The organism is Photobacterium carnosum (assembly GCF_002849605.1).
Lineage (GTDB): Bacteria > Pseudomonadota > Gammaproteobacteria > Enterobacterales > Vibrionaceae > Photobacterium > Photobacterium carnosum.
The window spans coordinates 48,257-68,710 of record NZ_NPIB01000026.1 but is presented as its reverse complement, the minus strand read 5'-3'; the positions used below and the strand labels follow the sequence as shown (position 1 = coordinate 68,710).

Sequence of the window (20,454 nt, the reverse complement as noted above, 5' to 3'; positions counted from 1 at the left end):
TGAGCTAGTGTCGCATCACATCTCTTTTAAAAAAAGAGGATTGGTTGCGGGGGCCGGATTTGAACCAACGACCTTCGGGTTATGAGCCCGACGAGCTACCAAGCTGCTCCACCCCGCGTCCGATTTTTCTTCACCATTAAAGTTTGGTGACAACTTCCACTTACCGCCGAAGCCATAAGCTTTTCTCTTGCGAGAAAATTTGGAGCGACACACGAGGCTCGAACTCGTGACCTCAACCTTGGCAAGGTTGCGCTCTACCAGCTGAGCTAGTGTCGCATCACATCTCTTTTAAAAAAAGAGGATTGGTTGCGGGGGCCGGATTTGAACCAACGACCTTCGGGTTATGAGCCCGACGAGCTACCAAGCTGCTCCACCCCGCGTCCGATTTACAACGAAAGAAAACAAACTCGTTATCTCCTTTCGAGGCTGCGCATTATACGACTAAAATTGTCGGATGCAATAGTTCTTAAACCAAAAAACGCAGATTTTTTTCTAACTGCTTATTTTCACATCAAATATTGAAAATATGCTCACGATAGTAGCGTAACTCAGCAATTGAATCATGAATATCATCCAATGCTAAGTGACTTCCTTTTTTAGAAAAGCCATCAAGTAACTCTGGCTTCCAACGACGCGTTAATTCTTTAAGTGTACTTACATCAAGATAACGGTAATGAAAATACTGTTCAAGCATTGGCATATGCTTATACAAGAAACGACGATCTTGACCAATACTGTTACCACAAATAGGTGATACACCCTTTGGCACCCATTGTTCTAAAAACGCAATAGTTTGAGCAACGGCTTGTGCTTCGGTAATAGTGCTTTGACGAATACGCTCGACTAAACCACTATTAGTATGTGTGGTTGTACACCAATCATCCATTTTTGCTAATTCAGCTTCTGGCTGATAAATAGCTATAACAGGGCCTTCAGCCAACACATTAAGCTGTGGATCGGTCACGACCGTTGCGATTTCAATGATTTTATGCGTTTCTGGATCTAATCCGGTCATTTCCAGATCAATCCAAATAAGGTTCTGATCGTTGATTGTCATTCGATATTGCCTCTTTTATAACTAAACCATGTATGATAATACCGAAAGCCAACCAAATAGAACGATATTCTTGTGGCAAAAAAGAAAAAACTGACTCAAGGTCAGAGCCGACGTGTCCGCTCTAACCAAAATAAGCGCCTAAATCGCGCTAAAAACGAAGTCCAATGGGATGAAGCTCTATTGGAAAGTGCCCGTGAAGGGCTGGTTATTACTCGATTTGGTCAACACGCTGATGTTGAAGATCCGCAAACGGGTATTATTCATCGCTGTAACCTACGTCGTAGTATTCAGAGCCTTGTTTCTGGAGACCGTGTCGTCTGGCGTCCTGGTGTTGAAGCATTACAAGGTATTACAGGCGTTGTAGAAGCAGTACATGAACGCAAAACAATGTTGACCCGTCCTGATTACTATGACGGCGTTAAAGCGGTAGCAGCAAACGTTGACCGTATTATCATTGTGTCATCGATTCTACCAGAATTGTCGCTTAACATTATTGACCGTTACATTATTGCCGCTGAAACTATTGGTATTAAGCCATTAATCGTTGTCAATAAAGTCGACTTACTTACACCAGAGCAACGAGTTGACGTTGAACGAAAGTTAACGCAATACCAAAACATTGGTTACAGCGTACGCTTAGTCAGTACCGATACTGGTGAAGGACTTGATGACCTAAGAGTTGATTTACAAGATCATGTCAGTATTTTTGCTGGCCAATCTGGTGTTGGTAAATCCAGCATGGTTAACTCATTAATGCCTGATGTTGAAGCTGATATTGGTGATGTTTCGACAAACTCTGGTTTAGGTCAACACACCACCACCGCGGCAAGATTATATCACTTTGCTGATGGCGGTGATTTAATTGACTCCCCAGGTGTACGTGAATTTGGTTTATGGCATTTAGAGCCCGAACAAATTACTGAAGCCTTTGTTGAGTTTCGTCAACATTTAGGTGGCTGTAAATTCCGTGATTGTAAACACGGTAACGATCCTGGTTGTATCATTCGCGAAGCAGTTGAACGTGGTGATATTAGTCGTGCACGTTATAACAGTTACCATAAAATTATTGAAAGCATGTCGGAAACTGTCGCAAACCGTCAATTTTCACGTAACAAGCCAAGCTGATAATGAATATATGCCTAAGAGAACTAATTATTTTCTTAGGCTTATTTTTTATCGACTACAATTCTAATTAACACTGACTAGCTTGCCTTCTCCACTCTCTGCGTAGCACTAGAATAACTGACATTATTACAATAGTTCGGTATTATTACAGGTTATCGTTATTCTTCCAAATAAGAAAAGAATAACTAACTTATTGATTAATTAATATTTACTGGAAGAATGATTGTGTTAGATAAGATTAAGATTGGCCTTCAATATTGTATACCAAAGCATGCATTAACTCGTTTAATGGGTAAACTGGCGGCTTATGAAGGTGGAAAACTAACTACTACTATTATTCGTTGGTTCATCAAACAATATAACGTCAACATGGCTGAAGCACGCATTCCAGATCCAGCCGCCTATTCAACCTTCAACAGTTTTTTTGTACGCGAATTGATGGAAGGTGCCCGTCCAATTAACAATGACTCGCATATTATTAGCCATCCTGCTGATGCATGCGTAAGCCAATTTGGCCCAATTAAAGCGGGACGTTTATTTCAAGCAAAAGGGCACTATTTTAATGCTTGTGAATTATTAGGCGGTGATAGCGATTTAGCAGATAAGTTTATGGGGGGGGAGTTTGCGACATTATATCTTTCACCTAGTGACTACCACCGTGTTCATATGCCATGTGACGGTGTACTACGCCAAATGATTTATGTTCCTGGTGATCTATTTTCTGTTAATCCATTAACCGCAGCTAACGTACCTAATTTATTTGCCCGTAATGAGCGTGTAATATGTGTGTTTGACACTGAGTTTGGTCCATTAGCTCAAGTGCTGGTTGGTGCCACTATTGTTGGTAGCATCGAAACAGTATGGGCAGGCACAGTAACACCGCCAACGGGACCTGAGATTCGTCGTTGGAATTACCCTACCACTGGTGAGCAAGCGATCAATTTAAAGAAAGGCCAAGAAATGGGCCGTTTTAAATTGGGTTCAACTGTTATCAATTTATTCCCTAAAGACAGCATTCGTTTTGTAGAAAATATGCAACCACACCAAGTGACCCGCATGGGACAACCTTACGCTGAACGTTTAGTGAAATAATAAATAAAAACAAACTATACGGAGTATGCCTTTACTCCGTATCTCTTCTTTAATGCCTGACTTTAATTTCTTTTTTCTCATCGATAATCTTTCTTTCACTTTATATGATAGCGATAAACTGAACCGTTTCTTTGGTCGTACTTTTAATCTCAAACCAAAAGATTAGTATGCTAACGTTAGTGTGCCATTTCGCAGATCAAGTACTACGATTAGGTCGGGATAATTTTCATACTTATAGGTAATCATCATGAAAAAAAATACAGTGTCAGCATTAGTACTCGCGTTAGCGACTTGCTTCTCTCTTTCTGCACACGCCGACGCCGCATGGGGATATAGCACTCAAAAAGGCACTGAACATTGGGTTAACAGTTACCCTACTTGTGGCGGCGAAAACCAAAGTCCCATTGACATTCAATCACCGATTCAAGCCCAAACTCAGCCCTTACAAATTAGCTATGATGGTAAAATCACCAGTTTAACTAATAACGGCCACACGATAGAAGCCAATGTAAGTGGCGATAATACCTTGGTGATTAATGGTGATACGTACACTCTAAAACAGTTTCATTTTCACACCCCCTCTGAAAACTATATTGATGGCAAACAATACCCGTTAGAAGCGCATTTCGTTAACGTTGATGCAACCGGTCATATTGCAGTTATTTCAGTGATGTTTGAAAATGGACCTCGCGCAAATAATGAATTAACCACCTTGTTAAAAACAATTCCAACCAAAGGTGAGACCATTGACTTTAATGGTGATCTGACCCCGAACGCACTACTGCCACGTGAGCGCCAATATTTCCGTTACAATGGTTCATTAACCACACCACCTTGTACTGAAGGTGTTCGCTGGTATGTTATGCAAAGCCATCTCACCAGTTCAGCAGCTCAAATTGAGCAACTAAATCAAATGATGGGTGACAATAACCGTCCACTACAGCCTGTTAATGCGCGAATTGTAATCGACTAACCACTAATTGCAAATGATAATCAGTTGCAATTAAAAAAGAGTAACGTTATAGTCATCGCACGGTTTAAACGCCTTGAAATCCTACTTGCCGTTTAATTCAATCATTTATTTACACCAAATCAGATCTTCGATATTAAATGCACGTTGCCTCAGTATGAAACGAGTGATTCATCGTTACTAATATCAACTGGTGCATGGTGGATATTTGATGACAAAAAAGCACGGTCATAAATACCGTGCTTTTTTACGTCTACATCTTTGGAATCAAGCTGTAGGATAAGAATAATATTTACGCTATTTCAATCGGGAAAGCCGTAACTTGATCAATATGATCACGTTCTAATGCCAGCATAATCACCCGATCAATCCCCAACGCAACGCCTGCACAATCAGGGAATCCAGCCCGTAACGCTTCAATAAGGTGCATGTCAATCGGTTGTGATTGTAGTCCCATGCTAACTCGTTTTTGATTATCAGCTTCAAAACGTTGTAACTGCTCATCACCATTAGCAAGTTCATGAAAGCCATTCGCTAATTCTATGCCTTTAAAATAAACCTCAAATCGCTCTGCCACACGTGGATCTTGAGGATTTATCTGCGCCAGAGCCGCTTGTGATGCAGGGAAGTCATACACAAAAGCGGGGACTTGTTGACCAATTTTAGCTTCAACACCAATGCTAAACAGTAATTGTAATAAGGTATCGCGATCTTGCTCAGGTTCAGCAATGTCTGCTAGCCCTAATCGAGCAGCAACGGCTTTTAACTCAGCCATTGACCCTTCAAGTGGACACACCGCTAACACATCAATAAATGCTTGTTGATATGTCATTTTTTCTGCTGCCCCACACCCTAATACTTGCTGTAACAACAGATCCATCTCAGCCATTAACTGGTGATGATCAAATCCAGGTCGATACCACTCTAGCATTGTAAATTCAGGGTTATGGTAACGTCCTGATTCTTCATTACGGAATGATTTACAAATTTGGTAAATAGCACCACTGCCAGCCGCCAATAGTCGTTTCATATGAAATTCAGGACTGGTCATCAAATACAATGTTTGACCCGCGGCATAACCAGGGCCGACAAATTCAGTTTTAAACGCATGTAAATGTACATCCGTCACCGTAGCCTGACTCATTGCCGGTGTATCTACTTCTATAACATCACGATCTGCAAAAAACTGACGAATTATCGCGATTAACCCTGCTCGTTGTCTTAGTTGTGTAATCTCCGCAGTAGGTTGCCAAGGCTGAGACATAACAGTTTCTTCTTACATAAAAGGAAATAATGGTCTAATTCTAACAAAGCCTCGCACTTAACCAAATATTGACTGCTTTATATTTATTTACCACACCAAACTATTATGACCAAAAATGAACAGTGTTAATAAAAAAGCATAACTAGCCCATGTAAACAGAGATTAAAAAAACAAATAACCGCACAATAACGAACAAATAGCCAACAAAAACAAAATTGTTACTAACAAAATAATTACAAAAAACAGTCGCATTGTGCAGCGCATAGCTTATTAAATCTTTCATCATAAGATGTTACAACCAAACAATGAAACACGTCATTAATGAGCTATAAACAATTAATACCAAACGAAACAAATTATTAACAATGAACGAACATGAAAAATTGTGACAATAATCACAAACTTTGTAATCAGATTACATTTTTTGATTATTTCGGTAAAAAGACGCGTCTACATCATATTTTCTATTAATGAGGTTCCATAAAATACGCGCAGGATTTCAAGGATAGGTACGCACGACGTACCTTTTCATTTTTTTACCGTCTTAATCTTCGGAGGATAGCTGTGAAGACTATTACCACAGATATCGCTGTAATTGGCGCGGGTGGTGCAGGCCTACGTTCTGCCATCGCTGCTGCAGAAGCAAACCCAGAACTAGAAATTGCACTTATTTCAAAAGTCTACCCAATGCGCTCGCACACAGTTGCAGCTGAAGGCGGCTCTGCTGCTGTTATCAAAGACGAAGATAGCTTTGATAATCACTTCAACGATACCGTTGGTGGTGGTGACTGGCTATGCGAACAAGATGTGGTTGAATATTTCGTAGAGAATTCAACCCGCGAAATGATTCAAATGGAACAATGGGGCTGCCCATGGAGCCGTAAAGAAAACGGTGAAGTGAACGTACGTCGTTTTGGTGGTATGAAAGTTGAGCGTACATGGTTCGCGGCAGATAAAACTGGCTTCCATATGCTACACACCCTATTCCAGACATCTATCAAATACCCGCAAATCAAACGTTACGATGAATACTTCGTGGTTGACCTTTTAATTGAAGATGGCGAAGTTCAAGGTCTGATTGCTATTCACATGGCAGAAGGTGAACTGGTTTGTATTAAAGCAAAATCAGTAATCTTAGCAACAGGTGGCGCAGGTCGCGTTTACCACTGTAATACTAACGGCGGTATTGTAACTGGCGATGGTATGGCAATGGCATTCCGTCACGGTGTACCACTACGTGACATGGAATTTGTTCAATACCACCCAACAGGTCTACCAGGCACTGGTATTTTAATCACTGAAGGTTGTCGTGGTGAAGGCGGTATTATCGTCAATAAAAACGGTTACCGTTATCTACAAGATTATGGCATGGGCCCTGAAACACCAGTGGGTCATCCAAAAAACAAATACATGGAACTAGGTCCTCGTGACAAAGTTTCGCAAGCGTTCTGGCATGAACAGCAAAAAGGCAACACTATTCAACACCCACTAGGTGATGTAGTAATGCTTGATTTACGTCACCTTGGCGAAGAATACTTACATGAGCGTCTACCGTTCATCTGTGAGCTAGCTAAAGCATACGTAAACGTTGATCCAGCAAAAGAGCCAATTCCAATTCGCCCAACCGTACACTACACCATGGGTGGTATTGAAACTAACGGTACCTGTGAAACCCGCGTTAAAGGCCTATTTGCTGTTGGTGAATGTGCTTCTGTTGGTCTTCACGGTGCTAACCGTCTAGGTTCAAACTCACTGGCTGAGTTTGTAGTATTTGGCCGCGTTGCAGGTGAACACGCTGTTAAACGCGCTGAAGAATTCAAAGGTTGGAACGACGCTTCAATCAATATCCAAATAGACGCAGTACAAGCACGTATTGATGCCCTAATGGCACAAGAAGGTGATGAAAACTGGGCTCAAATCCGTACTGAAATGGGTCACACCATGGAAGCGGGTTGTGGTATTTACCGTCAACAAGATTTGATGCAAGCAACCATTGATAAGCTAGCAGAGCTTAAGCGACGCTTTAAACATATTAGCATTCAAGATAAAGGCCAAGTCTTTAACACTGATCTGCTATATGCCATTGAAGTGGGTTACGGTCTTGATGTCGCAGAAGCAATGGCTTGCTCAGCGATTCTACGTACAGAATCTCGTGGTGCGCACCAACGTCTAGATGACGGCTGTACTGAACGTGATGATGTGAACTTCCTGAAACATACATTGGCATTCTATAACAATGGCGACGCGCCAATTATTGATTACAGCGATGTAAAGATCACGAAATCACAGCCAAAAGCTCGTCTATACGGTGCTGAAGCTGAAGCTCACGAAGCACATGAAAAAGCTCAAGCAGCGCAGTCAGAAGTTCAAGAGGAAAAGGCATAATGTCAGACAATCGCATTCAAAAAATTGAAATTCTGCGTTATGACCCAGCAACAGATGCAGAACCATATTTACAAGCATTTGAAGTACCGTTCAACGACACTATGTCAGTACTTGATGCGCTTGGTTACATCAAAGATCATCTTGATAAACACCTAAGCTACCGCTGGTCTTGCCGAATGGCGATCTGTGGCTCATGTGGCATGATGGTTAATGGCGTACCTAAGTTAGCTTGTAAGAGCTTTCTTCGTGATTACCCTAATGGCGTAAAAATTGAGCCATTAGCAAACTTTGCGATTGAGAAAGACTTAATTGTCGATATGACTCCCTTTATTGAGCGTCTTGAAGCGATTAAGCCCTATATTATTGGTAATACCCGCACAATAGAAGATGGTACAAACATCCAAACACCAGAGCAAATGGCAAAATACAAGCAATTTGCTGGTTGTATTAACTGTGGCCTTTGCTACTCAGCGTGTCCGCAATTCGGTCTAAACCCTGAATTTATCGGTCCAGCTGCACTAACACTGGCACACCGTTACAATCTTGATAGCCGTGACCATGGCCAACATGAGCGTATGGAACTGATCAACAGTGAAAATGGTGCTTGGGGTTGTACGTTTGTAGGTTACTGTTCTGAAGTATGTCCAAAGAGCGTTGATCCAGCAGCTGCAGTAAACCAAGGCAAAGTCGAATCATCGAAAGATTTCGTTATTGCAATGTTGAAGCCTCAGGAGGCATAAGGATGAGCAACCGTAAACCTTACGTTCGTGAAATGACGCGTACATGGTGGAAAGACAGCTCTTTCTACCGTTTTTACATGCTACGTGAAGCTACTGTATTACCGCTCATTTTCTTTACTATCTGCTTAACCTTCGGTTTAGGTTGTTTAGTAAAAGGTCCTGAAGCATGGCAAGGTTGGCTAAATTTTATGGCTAACCCAATTGTAATCATTCTAAATATTCTTGCGTTAGCTGGCAGTTTATTCCACGCGCAAACATTTTTTAGCATGATGCCGCAAGTGGTGCCAATTCGCATTAAGGGCAAGAAACTGGATAAGAAAATTATCGTTCTTGCACAGTGGGCAGTTGTTGCTGTCATCACCGCCATTGTTTTAGCGCTAGTTTAAGGAGCCGCTCGTGATTAATTTACATCCAAAACGTTCCGATGAACCAGTATGGTGGAGTTTATTTGGTGCCGGTGGTACTTGGTTTGCAATGATCTCTCCAGTTACTATTTTAGTACTAGGTATCATGGTTCCACTGGGTATTATTAGCCCAGAAGCGATGAGCTATGATCGCGCTGCTAATTTTGCAACCAGCTTTATTGGTGCATTATTTGTCATTGCTACCTTATCACTGCCAATGTGGCATGGTATGCACCGTCTACACCATGGTATGCACGACCTTAAGTTTCATACTGGTGTTGTAGGTAAAATTGCTTGTTACGCAGTAGCGTTCTTAGTGACTGCGTTATCAATCATCTTTGTGTTCATGATTAAATAATCATTGATACACAATCTAAAAAAGCACCGCTTGCGGTGCTTTTTTTATGGCTGTTATTTAAAGATTTAAAACATCATAACCCTGAATTTCAGCCAACAAAAAAGGCCGCCAAAGCGACCTTTTTTAAAGCTCAATATGAATTTACTTCACACGGCTTACGTATTCACCTGAACGAGTATCAACTTTGATAACTTCGCCAATTGCGATGAATAAAGGAACACGTACTACAGCGCCTGTAGTTAGTGTTGCTGGCTTACCACCAGTACCTTGTGTATCGCCTTTAAGACCAGGATCAGTCTCTGTTACTTCAAGCTCAACAAAGTTTTGAGGAGTAACAACGATAGGGTTACCGTTCCAAAGCGTTAACGTACACGCATCGTTTTCTACTAACCATTTCGCATTATCACCAACAGCTTTTAAGTCTGCAGCAATTTGCTCAAATGTTTCATTGTTCATGAAATGGTAGAATTCACCGTCGTTGTATAGGTAATCAAGTTCAGTATCGATTACGTCCGCAGCTTCAACTGATTCACCTGATTTAAACGTTTTTTCAAGAACTTTACCTGAAATAAGTTTACGGATTCGTACGCGGTTGAACGCTTGACCTTTACCAGGTTTAACAAATTCGTTTTCGATAATGACACATGGTTCATTATCAAGCATAATTTTCATTCCGCTGCGGAATTCATTGGTGCTGAAAGACGCCATTCTAATCCTCTTAACATCTTCGAGTTGTATTTAATGTCGCATATCATACCCCGAAACGTGCCATCTGTTGAGCAAAACTGGCTGAATGATCTAGCTAATGCGATATCTGATCCCTTAAAGCTACTCAATTGGCTTAAAATTGATCCAACACCTTGGCAAAAAGGCCTCGCGGCTAAAAATTTATTCGCGCTTCGCGTTCCTGTAAGTTTTGTCGAAAGAATGGAAATTGGCAACCCATACGATCCATTATTGCGCCAAGTACTGCCGCTAGAGCAAGAATTTGAGGTTCATCAAGGCTACTCAACTGATCCTCTTGATGAGCAAGATAACCCCATTCCAGGGCTGTTACACAAATACCATAACCGTGTATTAATGATCGTTAAAGGCGGTTGTGCAGTGAATTGTCGCTATTGTTTTCGACGTCACTTCCCTTATCAAGATAACAAAGGCAATAAAACCGTCTGGCAGCAAAGTCTTGATTACATCGCAACCCAACCACACATTAACGAAGTCATCTTATCTGGTGGTGATCCACTAATGGCTAAAGATCACGAATTAACATGGTTGCTCGAACATATTGCCGCTATTCCACATATTAAACGGTTGCGTATTCACAGCCGCTTACCCGTTGTGATCCCACATCGCATCACACCAGCACTGTGTGAGTTATTTGCTAGCAGTCGTTTACAAATTATCATGGTGACCCATATTAACCATGCCAATGAAATCAATAATGAGCTAACCTCGGCGATGACACAGCTCAAGCTCGCTAAGGTCACCCTGCTAAACCAAAGCGTACTCCTTAAAGGGGTTAATGACTCCGTCACAGCACTTACAGACCTCAGCGAAGCCTTATTTGATGCTGGGATATTACCGTACTACTTACACGTACTGGATCACGTACAAGGCGCTGCACACTTCTTTGTCAGTGATCAACAGGCACGTATCTTAATGGCTGGATTAATCAATAATGTTTCTGGCTATCTAGTCCCTACATTAGCGCGCGAGATTGGTGGCAGAAGCAGCAAAACCCCACTTGATCTTCAACTTGAATAACGACTTAAATAACTACAATTTTAACGGTTACAACTCCCTTCTTTTCGATGCAGCACCACTATTACCATACTGACTCGTTATCGCGAGTCAGTAATAGATCACAGCTGATGACGATAGCCATTAAGTTGTACAGCTTTCCACCTCAAAAACACCAAAAATACACACTTACATTTCAGCCTATCATAGGCGCTACAATAACAATATATAAGTCATTGTTTTATAATGATTGTACAGCTTGTACAGCTTTGTTAGCTATATATCTCAAAAGCTATTAGCCTATGATGTTACTTTTAATGACCCGCCAATTTTATTGCAGCTCACCATTAAAAAAAATCATCGTGGCAGATCTCGATTTTTTAATGATTTACATGCATAGTCGCGCCTCATACGCAGCCCTTTATTGTTCTAGGCGTCGCCAAACGTCGTCGCTGCTGCCAACCCGCTCCCTTACATGAGTATCGCAATGAAAATTGGCATTTTGTCACAGGACGCAAACTTATATTCAACCCGCCGTCTGCATGAGGCTTGTCAACAACGAGGCCATGAGGCGGTTATTATCAATGCCCTTCGCTGTTACATGAATATCAACTCAGTTCAACCCTCGATTCATTTTGAAGGGACTGATCTGATTGGCTTTGATGCCATCATTCCTCGCATTGGCTCAGACATTACCTTTTATGGTTGTGCGGTATTACGTCAATTTGAAATGATGGATGTATTTTCTGTGAATCAATCTATTGCAATTTCACGTTCTCGCGACAAACTACGTTCATTACAATTACTGAGCCGTGAAGGTGTTGGTATGCCTGTTACCGGTTTTGCGAGTAAACCTGATGATGTTTTAGATCTGATTAAAATGGTTGGCGGTGCGCCTCTAGTCATAAAGCTTTTAGAAGGCACTCAAGGGATTGGCGTTGTTCTAGCGGAAACCCAAAAAGCAGCAGAAAGTGTGATTGAAGCATTTCTAGGCCTTAAAGCTCACATTATGGTGCAAGAATATATAGAAGAAGCCGGTGGTGCTGACATTCGTTGCTTTGTGATTGGGGGAAAAGTCATCGCAGCAATGAAACGTCAAGCAGCAGAAGGTGAATTCCGATCCAACTTACACCGTGGTGGCAGTGCTTCATTAATTCGAATTACGCCAGAAGAACGTAAAACTGCGATTGCTGCGGCAAAAGCGATGGGGCTCAGTGTTGCTGGCGTTGATTTATTACGATCTAAACGCGGACCACTGATCATGGAGGTTAACTCATCTCCAGGCCTTGAAGGTATTGAAGCGGCAACAGGCAAAGATATTGCAGGTATGATCATTGATCATATTGAAAAAAATGCAGGAAAAAGCCGTCGTAACTTAAAAAATCAATAACTTATAAAGAATACGTTATCGATAAGCAGCCTTATATGGCTGCTTTTTATTACCCAAACAATAACGTTCATATTTTTATCAAAATAACAGCTAAAAGGTGTTCATTACCAACACCTTCCCGTGCTGAACAAAAACAACAGCAAATCATTGATATTAAACGAAAAATAATCGTACAGCTTTTTGAGCTTTTTGCGCTGCAAACTATAGCTAAAGTAACATGGTAGTAAAATTGCCATCAATCTCTGCATTTTTCCCAAATAAACCCATGACTGTCCAGCTATCAAAAAAAACGGGTTATGAATCGATAACGTGATCTTTAAAACACTCAGTAAGCAATATATTGATTAGTACTACCTCGAACCAGCAAATTACGCTAACGTATAAACAATACAATGACGATAGAACTGAAAAAGGATTAGTCATGATTGATTTTAGCTATGATGTTGAAATGGTAGAAGATGATAACCCATATAGTATGGGACAAGTAAATACCAATGAAGTGCCAGCAGAGGCGCTGACTACCTATACACAACTGATCTCACAACTACTGCAACAACCAGAACAAGGTAAGCGTTATGCAGGCTTTGGCTTTGACGGCGCAGAAAAATTAGCATTCAGTGCCTTACAAATTACTGAGCACGATCAAATTGGCGCCGGAATGGTCTACAACCCAGATGATGATGGTGACAACTTTATCTTAATTGGCCGTGTATTCTTTAGCATTAAAGATAATAAGGTCTCGTTTAATATGGAGCCCAACGCGGATGATGTGCTAGTGCAAGGTGATATTGATCTACGTGGCTACATTCAATCATTTGTAGTCTGCTTTATGGCGGCGTGGGTAGCCTTAAACCAAGAACATCTACCAAGCTAGAATTAATAGACCTCTTTTTATAGTATGTCTTTATATATTAATGGCCTCTGTTATCACTACAGGGGCTTTTTTATGCCTCAATGATTAATGGCACTCTTTAATCTAACAATGCCACACAAAACGTACAGCTATACACAAAAATGTCAGCTATTTTATGTACTATAAATAACACCGCGACCAAAAAACACAAACTGAATTTAAGTGACTGATAATAAAAGACTAAATAAGCGTACAGCTTTTCAGGTCTTTTACCTATCAAGCTATAGTTAGTTAGGTTACTTTAACTCTGTCACTATTCTCCCTCAGCGATAAATAAATGTTAACCTTCCTCTCGAATAACACCATAAAATATTAATACCAAACCTCACTGTTCAATTTATTTTAAAATAAGCAGCTAAAAGAAAATAATAAGCCAATAACTATCCATGTATAAAATAACTTATATTTTGCAAATAACCTTCTTTAAAGCCAAATATAGTACCGTAATAAAATAACAGTAAAATAAACTTAAATAATATTAATCAACAAAAAGATTAAATTTATAAATAAAACTGTACTTGGATTTTTATCCATGCACTTATTCCAATCATGATCAGTTTTAATTTATTAAACGCTTACCTCTATTAATAAATAAATAAGTATCATCACTCTCAACCATTGAGTTATGGTCAGCTTTTAGTTAAAAATACAGCTAATAGCTGAACCAATTAACGCTATTTAATCTACATACAAAATAACAACCTAACTAGCTGTTTTATATGCATTTTATTTACGTACAGCTTTTCCAGCGATCTTCCAAGTGAACTGTTAGCAAAGGACAACAGCTAATCAATAGCTAAAATTAATATACAGTGGCTTTTATAGCGGCAATAAAAAAGCCGAGCTATGCTCGACTTTTTTGATACTATTTTTATAACAAAGAGACGTTAATCTCTACGGTTATAAATGGATTACATCATACCGCCCATGCCACCCATACCGCCCATGCCACCCATATCAGACATAGATGGAGCATCAGATGCTTTATCAGTGATCATCGCTTCAGTAGTGATCATAAGACCCGCTACAGAGGCTGCAAACTGAAGCGCTGAACGCGTTACTTTCGTTGGGTCAAGAATACCCATTGCAATCATATCGCCGTATTCGCCCGTTGCAGCGTTGTAACCGTAGTTACCTTCGCCAGCACGTACGTTATTAGCAACAACTGAATCTTCTTCACCTGCGTTCTTAACGATTTGACGAAGTGGTGATTCCATTGCACGAAGTGCTAAACGGATACCGACAGTTTGCTCTTCGTTATCACCTTCAAGGTTAATAACTTTAGATGCTGCACGAATAAGAGCAACACCACCACCTGCAACAACACCTTCTTCAACTGCTGCACGCGTTGCATGTAATGCATCTTGAACACGGTCTTTCTTTTCTTTCATTTCAACTTCAGTTGCAGCGCCAACCTTAATAACCGCTACGCCGCCAGCAAGTTTAGCTACACGCTCTTGAAGTTTTTCTTTATCGTAGTCAGAGGTTGCATCTTCAATCTGTTGACGAATCTGTGCAACACGACCTTTGATCATTGTTTCGTCACCAGCACCATCAATGATAGTAGTGGTTTCTTTTGTAATCGTAATACGTTTTGCTTGACCAAGATCTTCTAGCTGAACTTTCTCAAGCTCTAAGCCAATCTCTTCAGAGATAACAGTACCAGCTGTTAGTACTGCGATATCTTGTAGCATTGCTTTACGACGATCACCAAAGCCAGGCGCTTTAACAGCAGCAACTTTAACGATACCGCGCATGTTATTCACAACCAATGTTGCTAGCGCTTCGCCTTCAACGTCTTCTGCAACGATAAGTAGTGGACGAGAAGCTTTAGCTACGCCCTCTAGTGCTGGAAGAAGTTCACGGATATTTGAAACTTTCTTATCAACCAATAGGATGAATGGGCTGTCTAAATCTACAGAGCCCGCTTCTTGGTTATTAATAAAATATGGAGATAGGTAACCACGGTCAAACTGCATACCTTCAACAACATCTAGCTCGTCTTGAAGTGCTTGACCTTCTTCAACCGTAATAACACCATCACGGCCTACTTTTTCCATTGCTTCTGCAATAAGGTTACCAACAGTTGTGTCAGAGTTTGCAGAGATAGTACCTACTTGTGCGATAGCTTTAGTATCAGCACAAGGTACAGACAATGTTTTTAGTTCTGCAACCGCAGCAATAACAGCTTTGTCGATACCGCGCTTAAGATCCATTGGGTTCATGCCAGCAGCAACGGCTTTTAAACCTTCAGCAATAATCGCTTGTGCAAGTACTGTTGCTGTTGTTGTTCCGTCGCCCGCCGCGTCATTCGCTTGTGAAGCAACTTCTTTAACCATTTGTGCGCCCATGTTTTGGAACTTATCTTCCAATTCAATTTCACGCGCTACAGATACACCATCTTTAGTGATAGTGGGTGCACCAAATGATTTATCAAGCACAACATTACGACCTTTTGGACCTAATGTTACTTTTACCGCATCAGCCAGAATGTTAACACCTTCTAGCATTTTAATTCGAGCGTCGTTACCAAACTTAACGTCTTTAGCAGCCATCTTGGGATTTCCTTTCTTAATTTTTAATTTAATGTGATCGGATTATTCAACGATTGCCATAATGTCATTTTCAGACATGATAAGAACTTCTTTACCGTCAATTTTTTCAGTTTTAGTGCCGTAGCCTTCTGCAAAAATAACCACATCACCCACTTGTACATCAAGTGGTTGTACGGTGCCATTTTCAAGAATGCGGCCTTTACCTACTGCAAGAATTTTACCGCGAGTAGATTTTTCAGCCGCAGAACCAGTTAGTACAATGCCACCGGCAGACTTAGATTCAACTTCTTGGCGTTCAACGATAACACGGTCGTGTAAAGGACGAATTTTCATTGGTCGTCTCTCCTGATAATTAAGGTAATGTTCATGATTTGAAGCCCACAAGCTTTCACTTGTATGACTTTCTATATGGGTAAGATGTTGGGTCTAATTTCTAAATCGCAAGGTTTAGGCAGCTTTTTTTTGTTATTTATTTGAGAAATTTTGCCCGATCACACACTTTGCATTAGGGTATGCAAGCATCCTTATTTTGAGACCACTATGGCAACACTACTCAAGTCAGATAAACATGGATTATTATCGGCCCCCATTCCTGATGCATTACGTCGTTTAACGGTGCCAATGGTATTTGGTATGGTCGCGATTTTAATGTTTAATTTAGTCGATACTTTTTTCATTTCACGCTTGGGCACTAATGCACTCGCCGCTGTGAGTTTTACCTTTCCCGTCACCTTTGGCTTGAACTGTATCACCATGGGCATGAACGTTGGTATCTCGACCAGTATTGGACGAATGCTCGGTCAAGGTAATAGCCACAGTGCTGCTCGCATAACCACTCATGGACTATTACTCAGCCTGTTGTTAATGATTATTGGCTCGATCATTGGCTTACTCACCATTAAGCCACTATTTACCTTAATGGGAGCGTCAAGTGAGTTATTACCCATTATCGAGCAATACATGACGGTGTGGTATATCGCGATCCCTCTACTAGTGATCCCAATGGCGGGTAATAGTGCTATTCGTGCAACTGGAGATGCTAAAAATCCTGCTAAGATCATGGTGATCGCTGGCATAATTAACGGCTTGTTAGATCCGCTATTGATCTTTGGTTATGGCTCTTTTCCTGCATTAGGCGTTAAAGGTGCGGCCATTGCCAGTGGTATAAGTTGGATATTTGCACTTATTGCTTCACTGCATCTACTTTATAACCGCGAAAAATTACTGATTTTGCCGCAATGGCATTTATTAAAAAGCGATTGGCAGCAAATATTGCATATTGGTGTGCCTGCCAGTTTATCAACCGCACTTAATCCGCTCTCTGGTGCATTATTAATGGCCATGCTTGCTAGCCAAAGCACCGCATCCGTTGCGGCTTATGGTGCAGCAATGAGAGTTGAATCATTATTGGTCATTGTAATGATGGCACTCAGCTCGGCATTAATGCCTTTTATGGCGCAAAACTTAGGGGCGAAAAAGCCACAACGCGCATTTAGTGCATTATTTACCGCCATGCACTTTGCTATCGGATTTCAATTGTTGGTATTTATTGCGATGGTGCCACTCAGCATGCCATTAGCCGCACTATTTTCAAAAGATGTCATCGTCCAAAATCAACTATGGCATTATTTATTAGTCGTTCCCGCCAGTTATGGATTACAGGCTATTTGTATGTTGCTAATTAGCGCGCTGAATGCCTTACATAAAACGATTAATGCGCTATGTTGGAATCTATTACGACTTTTTGTGTTACTCGTACCCGCGGCATGGATAGGCAGTTATATTTATGGCACCGAAGGATTATTTATTGGTATTACTATCGCAAATATCATCAGTGGTATTGGTGCTTATTGTTATGCACTAAAACTCCGTAAAAATATGCTTTCGCCACCTTAATTAATATGAATAGCATGAATAAAAAAAAGCAGCCGAAGCTGCTTTTTTTATTAGTAACATATTAGCTTATTTCATGTTTCATTTACGGTAAACGATGATTTGAATTGTTATTGTTATGGTCATCTTTACGTTCATACTCACCATCAAACACATCACCGTTAGCAGCATCATGTGAATGAGTATGATGTTCAAACCCCTCACCAAAGTGATTAAAACCATGTTGAAGCGTTACTTTTCGCATTAATAATTGCGCGATTTTAGTCCTTGATGGTGGCAATAATAATACTATCCCTAACGCATCTGTCATAAATCCCGGGGTTAATAATAACACTCCAGCCACCGCTAATAGCATCCCTTCAACAATTTCTTGGGTTGGCATTTGACCCTGTTGTAACTTACGCTGAACGGAAGTTAAGGTTGCAATCCCTTGACTTCGGACTAACGATGCACCAATAACTGCAGTAAAAAAAACAATCGCAATTGTTGGCCATAAACCTAATAACCCTCCAACTTGAATAAATAAGCCAATTTCAACCATTGGCACCACAATAAACAGCAACATTAATAGTGGAAACACAAATACCTCCCTTACTTAAATAGTTTTACGCTAACGCATAACAACAAATATTACCTAATCATTACTCTCATTAACCCATGACCCATTTCATTGAACTATCAACGTGTATTAACAAATAATACAACATTACAATTTGAATTCGGTCCAAAAATACTTATAACACCCTTACATTTTGTTCACATTCTGTCATCTTTATTCATTTTATGGGTAAAAAGACGTGCTACTGTTAACAGAAACTGTGAAAGAGATCGCGTTTCTGTGCAAATATTAACAAGCTCTCTTAAAAAGTGATCTGGATTATGTTTTTAGCGGTTGAGGGGAGTATTATCGGCACCAATTAAGGTGTCAGGTATGATCATCTTGCCACAATTTTGCGACAATGGATTATCGCTATAACTGTTGGCTTACTTATTGATTTTTAATTACAAAGTTTCGTAAAGGGCTATATTATGTCTCAGATGATTGATCTTGAAAAAAACAATGCAACAATCAATGTAGCAACACGTATAGAAGAAGATCTACTTGGCGAACGCCATGTTCCCGCGGATGCTTATTGGGGTATCCATACTTTACGTGCAATTGAAAACTTCAATATTTCAAGCACAACAATTTCTGATGTTCCTGAACTTGTACGTGGCATGGTCTTTACCAAAAAAGCCGCAGCAATGGCCAACAAAGAGCTTGGCGCTATTCCTTCAGATATCGGTAATTACATTGTTCAAGCGTGTGATCTTATTCTTGAAACTGGACGTTGCATGGATCAATTTCCATCAGACGTTTTCCAAGGTGGCGCAGGCACATCTGTTAACATGAACACTAACGAAGTTATCGCTAACCTTGCACTTGAAATTATGGGTGAAGAGAAAGGTCGCTACGATATCGTTAACCCAAATGATCATGTAAACAAATCACAATCAACTAACTGTGCTTACCCTACCGGTTTCCGCGTAGCTGTTTACAACAGCATCATTAGCATGCTAGAAGCACTAGATTACCTAAAAACAGCATTTGATGTTAAAGCAACTGAATTTGCTAGCATTCTTAAAATGGGCCGTACTCAACTTCAAGACGCAGTGCCTATGACTGTCGGTCAAGAATTCCATGCATACGGCGTATTATTAAAAGAAGAAATTAAAAACCTTCAATACACTGCACAACTATTGCTTGAAGTTAACTTAGGTGCAACAGCGATTGGTACTGGTCTAAACGCAGCTACTGGTTACCAACAATTATCAGTTCAGCGTCTTGCTGAAATCACAGGTTTACCTGTTGTTGCTGCTGAAGATTTAATCGAAGCAACATCAGACTGTGGCGCTTACGTAATGGTTCACGGTGCGCTAAAACGTACTGCAGTTAAATTATCTAAAATTTGTAACGATTTACGTTTACTTTCTTCAGGCCCACGTACTGGTCTAAACGAAATTAACCTACCTGAAATGCAAGCCGGCTCTTCTATCATGCCAGCTAAAGTAAACCCTGTTATCCCTGAAGTGGTTAACCAAGTTTGCTTTAAAGTTATTGGTAACGACACCACGATTACTTTTGCAGCAGAAGCGGGTCAATTACAGTTAAACGTAATGGAACCTGTTATTGGTCAAGCGATTTTCGAATCAATTAGCCTACTTAAAAATGCATGTATTAACCTACGTGATAAGTGTATTGAAGGTATTACAGTTAATAAAGAAGTGTGTGAAAGCTACGTATTTAACTCTATCGGTATCGTAACTTACCTAAATCCATTCATTGGTCACCACGAAGGTGACATTATTGGTAAGATTTGTGCAGAAACAGGTAAGAATGTACGTGAAGTCGTACTTGAGCGTGGATTACTGACTGAAGAGCAATTAGATGATATCTTCTCCATCGAGAACTTAATGCATCCTCAATATAAAGCTAAACGTTATAACTAAATACGTTAGCTCCTGAGAATACCAGCGGATTGTCACTTGATTATCCGCTTTTTTTTTGCAACTAAATCCTCCCTTATT

The 20,454-nt window shown here is 40.5% G+C and carries 19 protein-coding genes and 3 tRNA genes; 13 read left to right on the top strand and 9 right to left on the bottom strand.

What is annotated here, in order from left to right; genetic code table 11:
• Nucleotides 1-41: 41 nt before the first annotated feature.
• From CIK00_RS17290 to orn, 4 genes are all read right to left on the bottom strand, one after another.
• A tRNA-Met gene (locus tag CIK00_RS17290) sits at nt 42-118 on the bottom strand.
• A gap of 82 nt (nt 119-200) precedes the next feature.
• Nucleotides 201-276: transfer RNA gene (locus tag CIK00_RS17285), tRNA-Gly, on the bottom strand.
• Between the two features lie 27 nt (nt 277-303).
• Nucleotides 304-380, bottom strand: a tRNA-Met gene (locus tag CIK00_RS17280).
• Between the two features lie 131 nt (nt 381-511).
• Nucleotides 512-1,057 (bottom strand): oligoribonuclease, encoded by a 546-nt coding sequence (gene orn, locus CIK00_RS17275; RefSeq protein WP_101769885.1) that lies wholly within the window; start codon nt 1,055-1,057, stop codon nt 512-514.
• A 72-nt stretch (nt 1,058-1,129) separates the two neighbouring features.
• On the opposite strand from orn, the gene rsgA reads away from it, so the two are divergent.
• The 3 genes from rsgA to CIK00_RS17260 all read left to right on the top strand — a co-directional run bounded on the left by rsgA (nt 1,130) and on the right by CIK00_RS17260 (nt 4,247).
• Nucleotides 1,130-2,182 (top strand): small ribosomal subunit biogenesis GTPase RsgA, encoded by a 1,053-nt coding sequence (gene rsgA, locus CIK00_RS17270; RefSeq protein WP_101769884.1) that lies wholly within the window; start codon nt 1,130-1,132, stop codon nt 2,180-2,182.
• A 225-nt stretch (nt 2,183-2,407) separates the two neighbouring features.
• Nucleotides 2,408-3,274: an archaetidylserine decarboxylase gene (asd, locus tag CIK00_RS17265; RefSeq protein WP_101769888.1), complete on the top strand. Its 867-nt coding sequence runs from the start codon at nt 2,408-2,410 to the stop codon at nt 3,272-3,274.
• Between the two features lie 247 nt (nt 3,275-3,521).
• A complete protein-coding gene (locus CIK00_RS17260) occupies nt 3,522-4,247 on the top strand; it encodes a carbonic anhydrase (protein ID WP_101769883.1) in 726 nt (241 codons plus the stop codon).
• Between the two features lie 289 nt (nt 4,248-4,536).
• Here CIK00_RS17260 and epmA read toward each other — a convergent pair whose 3' ends face one another.
• The gene (gene epmA / locus CIK00_RS17255) at nt 4,537-5,508 is read right to left on the bottom strand and encodes an elongation factor P--(R)-beta-lysine ligase (protein WP_101769882.1); all 972 of its coding nucleotides are present in this window, start codon (nt 5,506-5,508) and stop codon (nt 4,537-4,539) included.
• 564 nt (nt 5,509-6,072) lie between these two features.
• Here epmA and frdA point away from each other — a divergent pair.
• From frdA to frdD, 4 genes are read left to right on the top strand one after another with little or no spacing between them, the layout of a single operon-like run.
• The gene (frdA, locus tag CIK00_RS17250; RefSeq protein ID WP_101769881.1) at nt 6,073-7,893 is read left to right on the top strand and encodes a fumarate reductase (quinol) flavoprotein subunit; all 1,821 of its coding nucleotides are present in this window, start codon (nt 6,073-6,075) and stop codon (nt 7,891-7,893) included.
• Nucleotides 7,893-8,633, top strand: coding sequence for a succinate dehydrogenase/fumarate reductase iron-sulfur subunit (locus tag CIK00_RS17245; protein WP_101769880.1), 741 nt, complete (start codon nt 7,893-7,895; stop codon nt 8,631-8,633). The genes frdA and CIK00_RS17245 overlap by 1 nt, the downstream gene beginning before the upstream one ends.
• Before the next feature lie 2 nt (nt 8,634-8,635).
• Nucleotides 8,636-9,019 carry a fumarate reductase subunit FrdC gene (gene frdC, locus CIK00_RS17240; protein ID WP_045038109.1) on the top strand — a complete coding sequence of 128 codons (384 nt, stop codon included), beginning with the start codon at nt 8,636-8,638 and terminating at the stop codon, nt 9,017-9,019.
• A 10-nt stretch (nt 9,020-9,029) separates the two neighbouring features.
• Nucleotides 9,030-9,395, top strand: a complete 366-nt coding sequence (gene frdD / locus CIK00_RS17235) for a fumarate reductase subunit FrdD (RefSeq protein ID WP_101769879.1) — start codon at nt 9,030-9,032, stop codon at nt 9,393-9,395.
• Between the two features lie 141 nt (nt 9,396-9,536).
• Here frdD and efp read toward each other — a convergent pair whose 3' ends face one another.
• On the bottom strand, nt 9,537-10,103 hold the full coding sequence (gene efp / locus CIK00_RS17230) for an elongation factor P (RefSeq protein ID WP_101769878.1): 567 nt from the start codon (nt 10,101-10,103) through the stop codon (nt 9,537-9,539).
• A gap of 33 nt (nt 10,104-10,136) precedes the next feature.
• On the opposite strand from efp, the gene epmB reads away from it, so the two are divergent.
• The 4 genes from epmB (at nt 10,137) to CIK00_RS17210 (ending at nt 13,399) form a co-directional block, all read left to right on the top strand.
• Nucleotides 10,137-11,159, top strand: coding sequence for an EF-P beta-lysylation protein EpmB (gene epmB, locus CIK00_RS17225; RefSeq protein ID WP_101769877.1), 1,023 nt, complete (start codon nt 10,137-10,139; stop codon nt 11,157-11,159).
• 463 nt (nt 11,160-11,622) lie between these two features.
• Complete coding sequence (rimK, locus tag CIK00_RS17220) at nt 11,623-12,525, top strand: 30S ribosomal protein S6--L-glutamate ligase (protein ID WP_101769876.1); 903 nt, start codon at nt 11,623-11,625, stop codon at nt 12,523-12,525.
• Nucleotides 12,526-12,560: 35 nt separating this feature from the next.
• Complete coding sequence (locus CIK00_RS17215) at nt 12,561-12,749, top strand: hypothetical protein (RefSeq protein ID WP_101769875.1); 189 nt, start codon at nt 12,561-12,563, stop codon at nt 12,747-12,749.
• A 197-nt stretch (nt 12,750-12,946) separates the two neighbouring features.
• Nucleotides 12,947-13,399: a molecular chaperone GroEL gene (locus CIK00_RS17210; protein WP_101769874.1), complete on the top strand. Its 453-nt coding sequence runs from the start codon at nt 12,947-12,949 to the stop codon at nt 13,397-13,399.
• A 950-nt stretch (nt 13,400-14,349) separates the two neighbouring features.
• Here CIK00_RS17210 and groL read toward each other — a convergent pair.
• Together groL and CIK00_RS17200 are read right to left on the bottom strand one after the other, a co-directional pair.
• Nucleotides 14,350-15,993 carry a chaperonin GroEL gene (groL, locus tag CIK00_RS17205; protein ID WP_101769873.1) on the bottom strand — a complete coding sequence of 548 codons (1,644 nt, stop codon included), beginning with the start codon at nt 15,991-15,993 and terminating at the stop codon, nt 14,350-14,352.
• Between the two features lie 42 nt (nt 15,994-16,035).
• Entirely contained in the window at nt 16,036-16,326 is a 291-nt protein-coding gene (locus CIK00_RS17200) for a co-chaperone GroES (RefSeq protein WP_101769872.1), read from the bottom strand.
• 207 nt (nt 16,327-16,533) lie between these two features.
• Here CIK00_RS17200 and CIK00_RS17195 point away from each other — a divergent pair, with 207 nt between their 5' ends.
• Nucleotides 16,534-17,889: an MATE family efflux transporter gene (locus CIK00_RS17195; RefSeq protein ID WP_101769871.1), complete on the top strand. Its 1,356-nt coding sequence runs from the start codon at nt 16,534-16,536 to the stop codon at nt 17,887-17,889.
• A gap of 82 nt (nt 17,890-17,971) precedes the next feature.
• Here CIK00_RS17195 and CIK00_RS17190 read toward each other — a convergent pair whose 3' ends face one another.
• Nucleotides 17,972-18,466 carry an FxsA family protein gene (locus CIK00_RS17190; protein ID WP_101769870.1) on the bottom strand — a complete coding sequence of 165 codons (495 nt, stop codon included), beginning with the start codon at nt 18,464-18,466 and terminating at the stop codon, nt 17,972-17,974.
• A 449-nt stretch (nt 18,467-18,915) separates the two neighbouring features.
• Between CIK00_RS17190 and aspA the strand changes: the two genes are divergently transcribed.
• Nucleotides 18,916-20,376 carry an aspartate ammonia-lyase gene (aspA, locus tag CIK00_RS17185; RefSeq protein WP_101769869.1) on the top strand — a complete coding sequence of 487 codons (1,461 nt, stop codon included), beginning with the start codon at nt 18,916-18,918 and terminating at the stop codon, nt 20,374-20,376.
• The last annotated feature ends 78 nt before the right edge of the window (nt 20,377-20,454 follow it).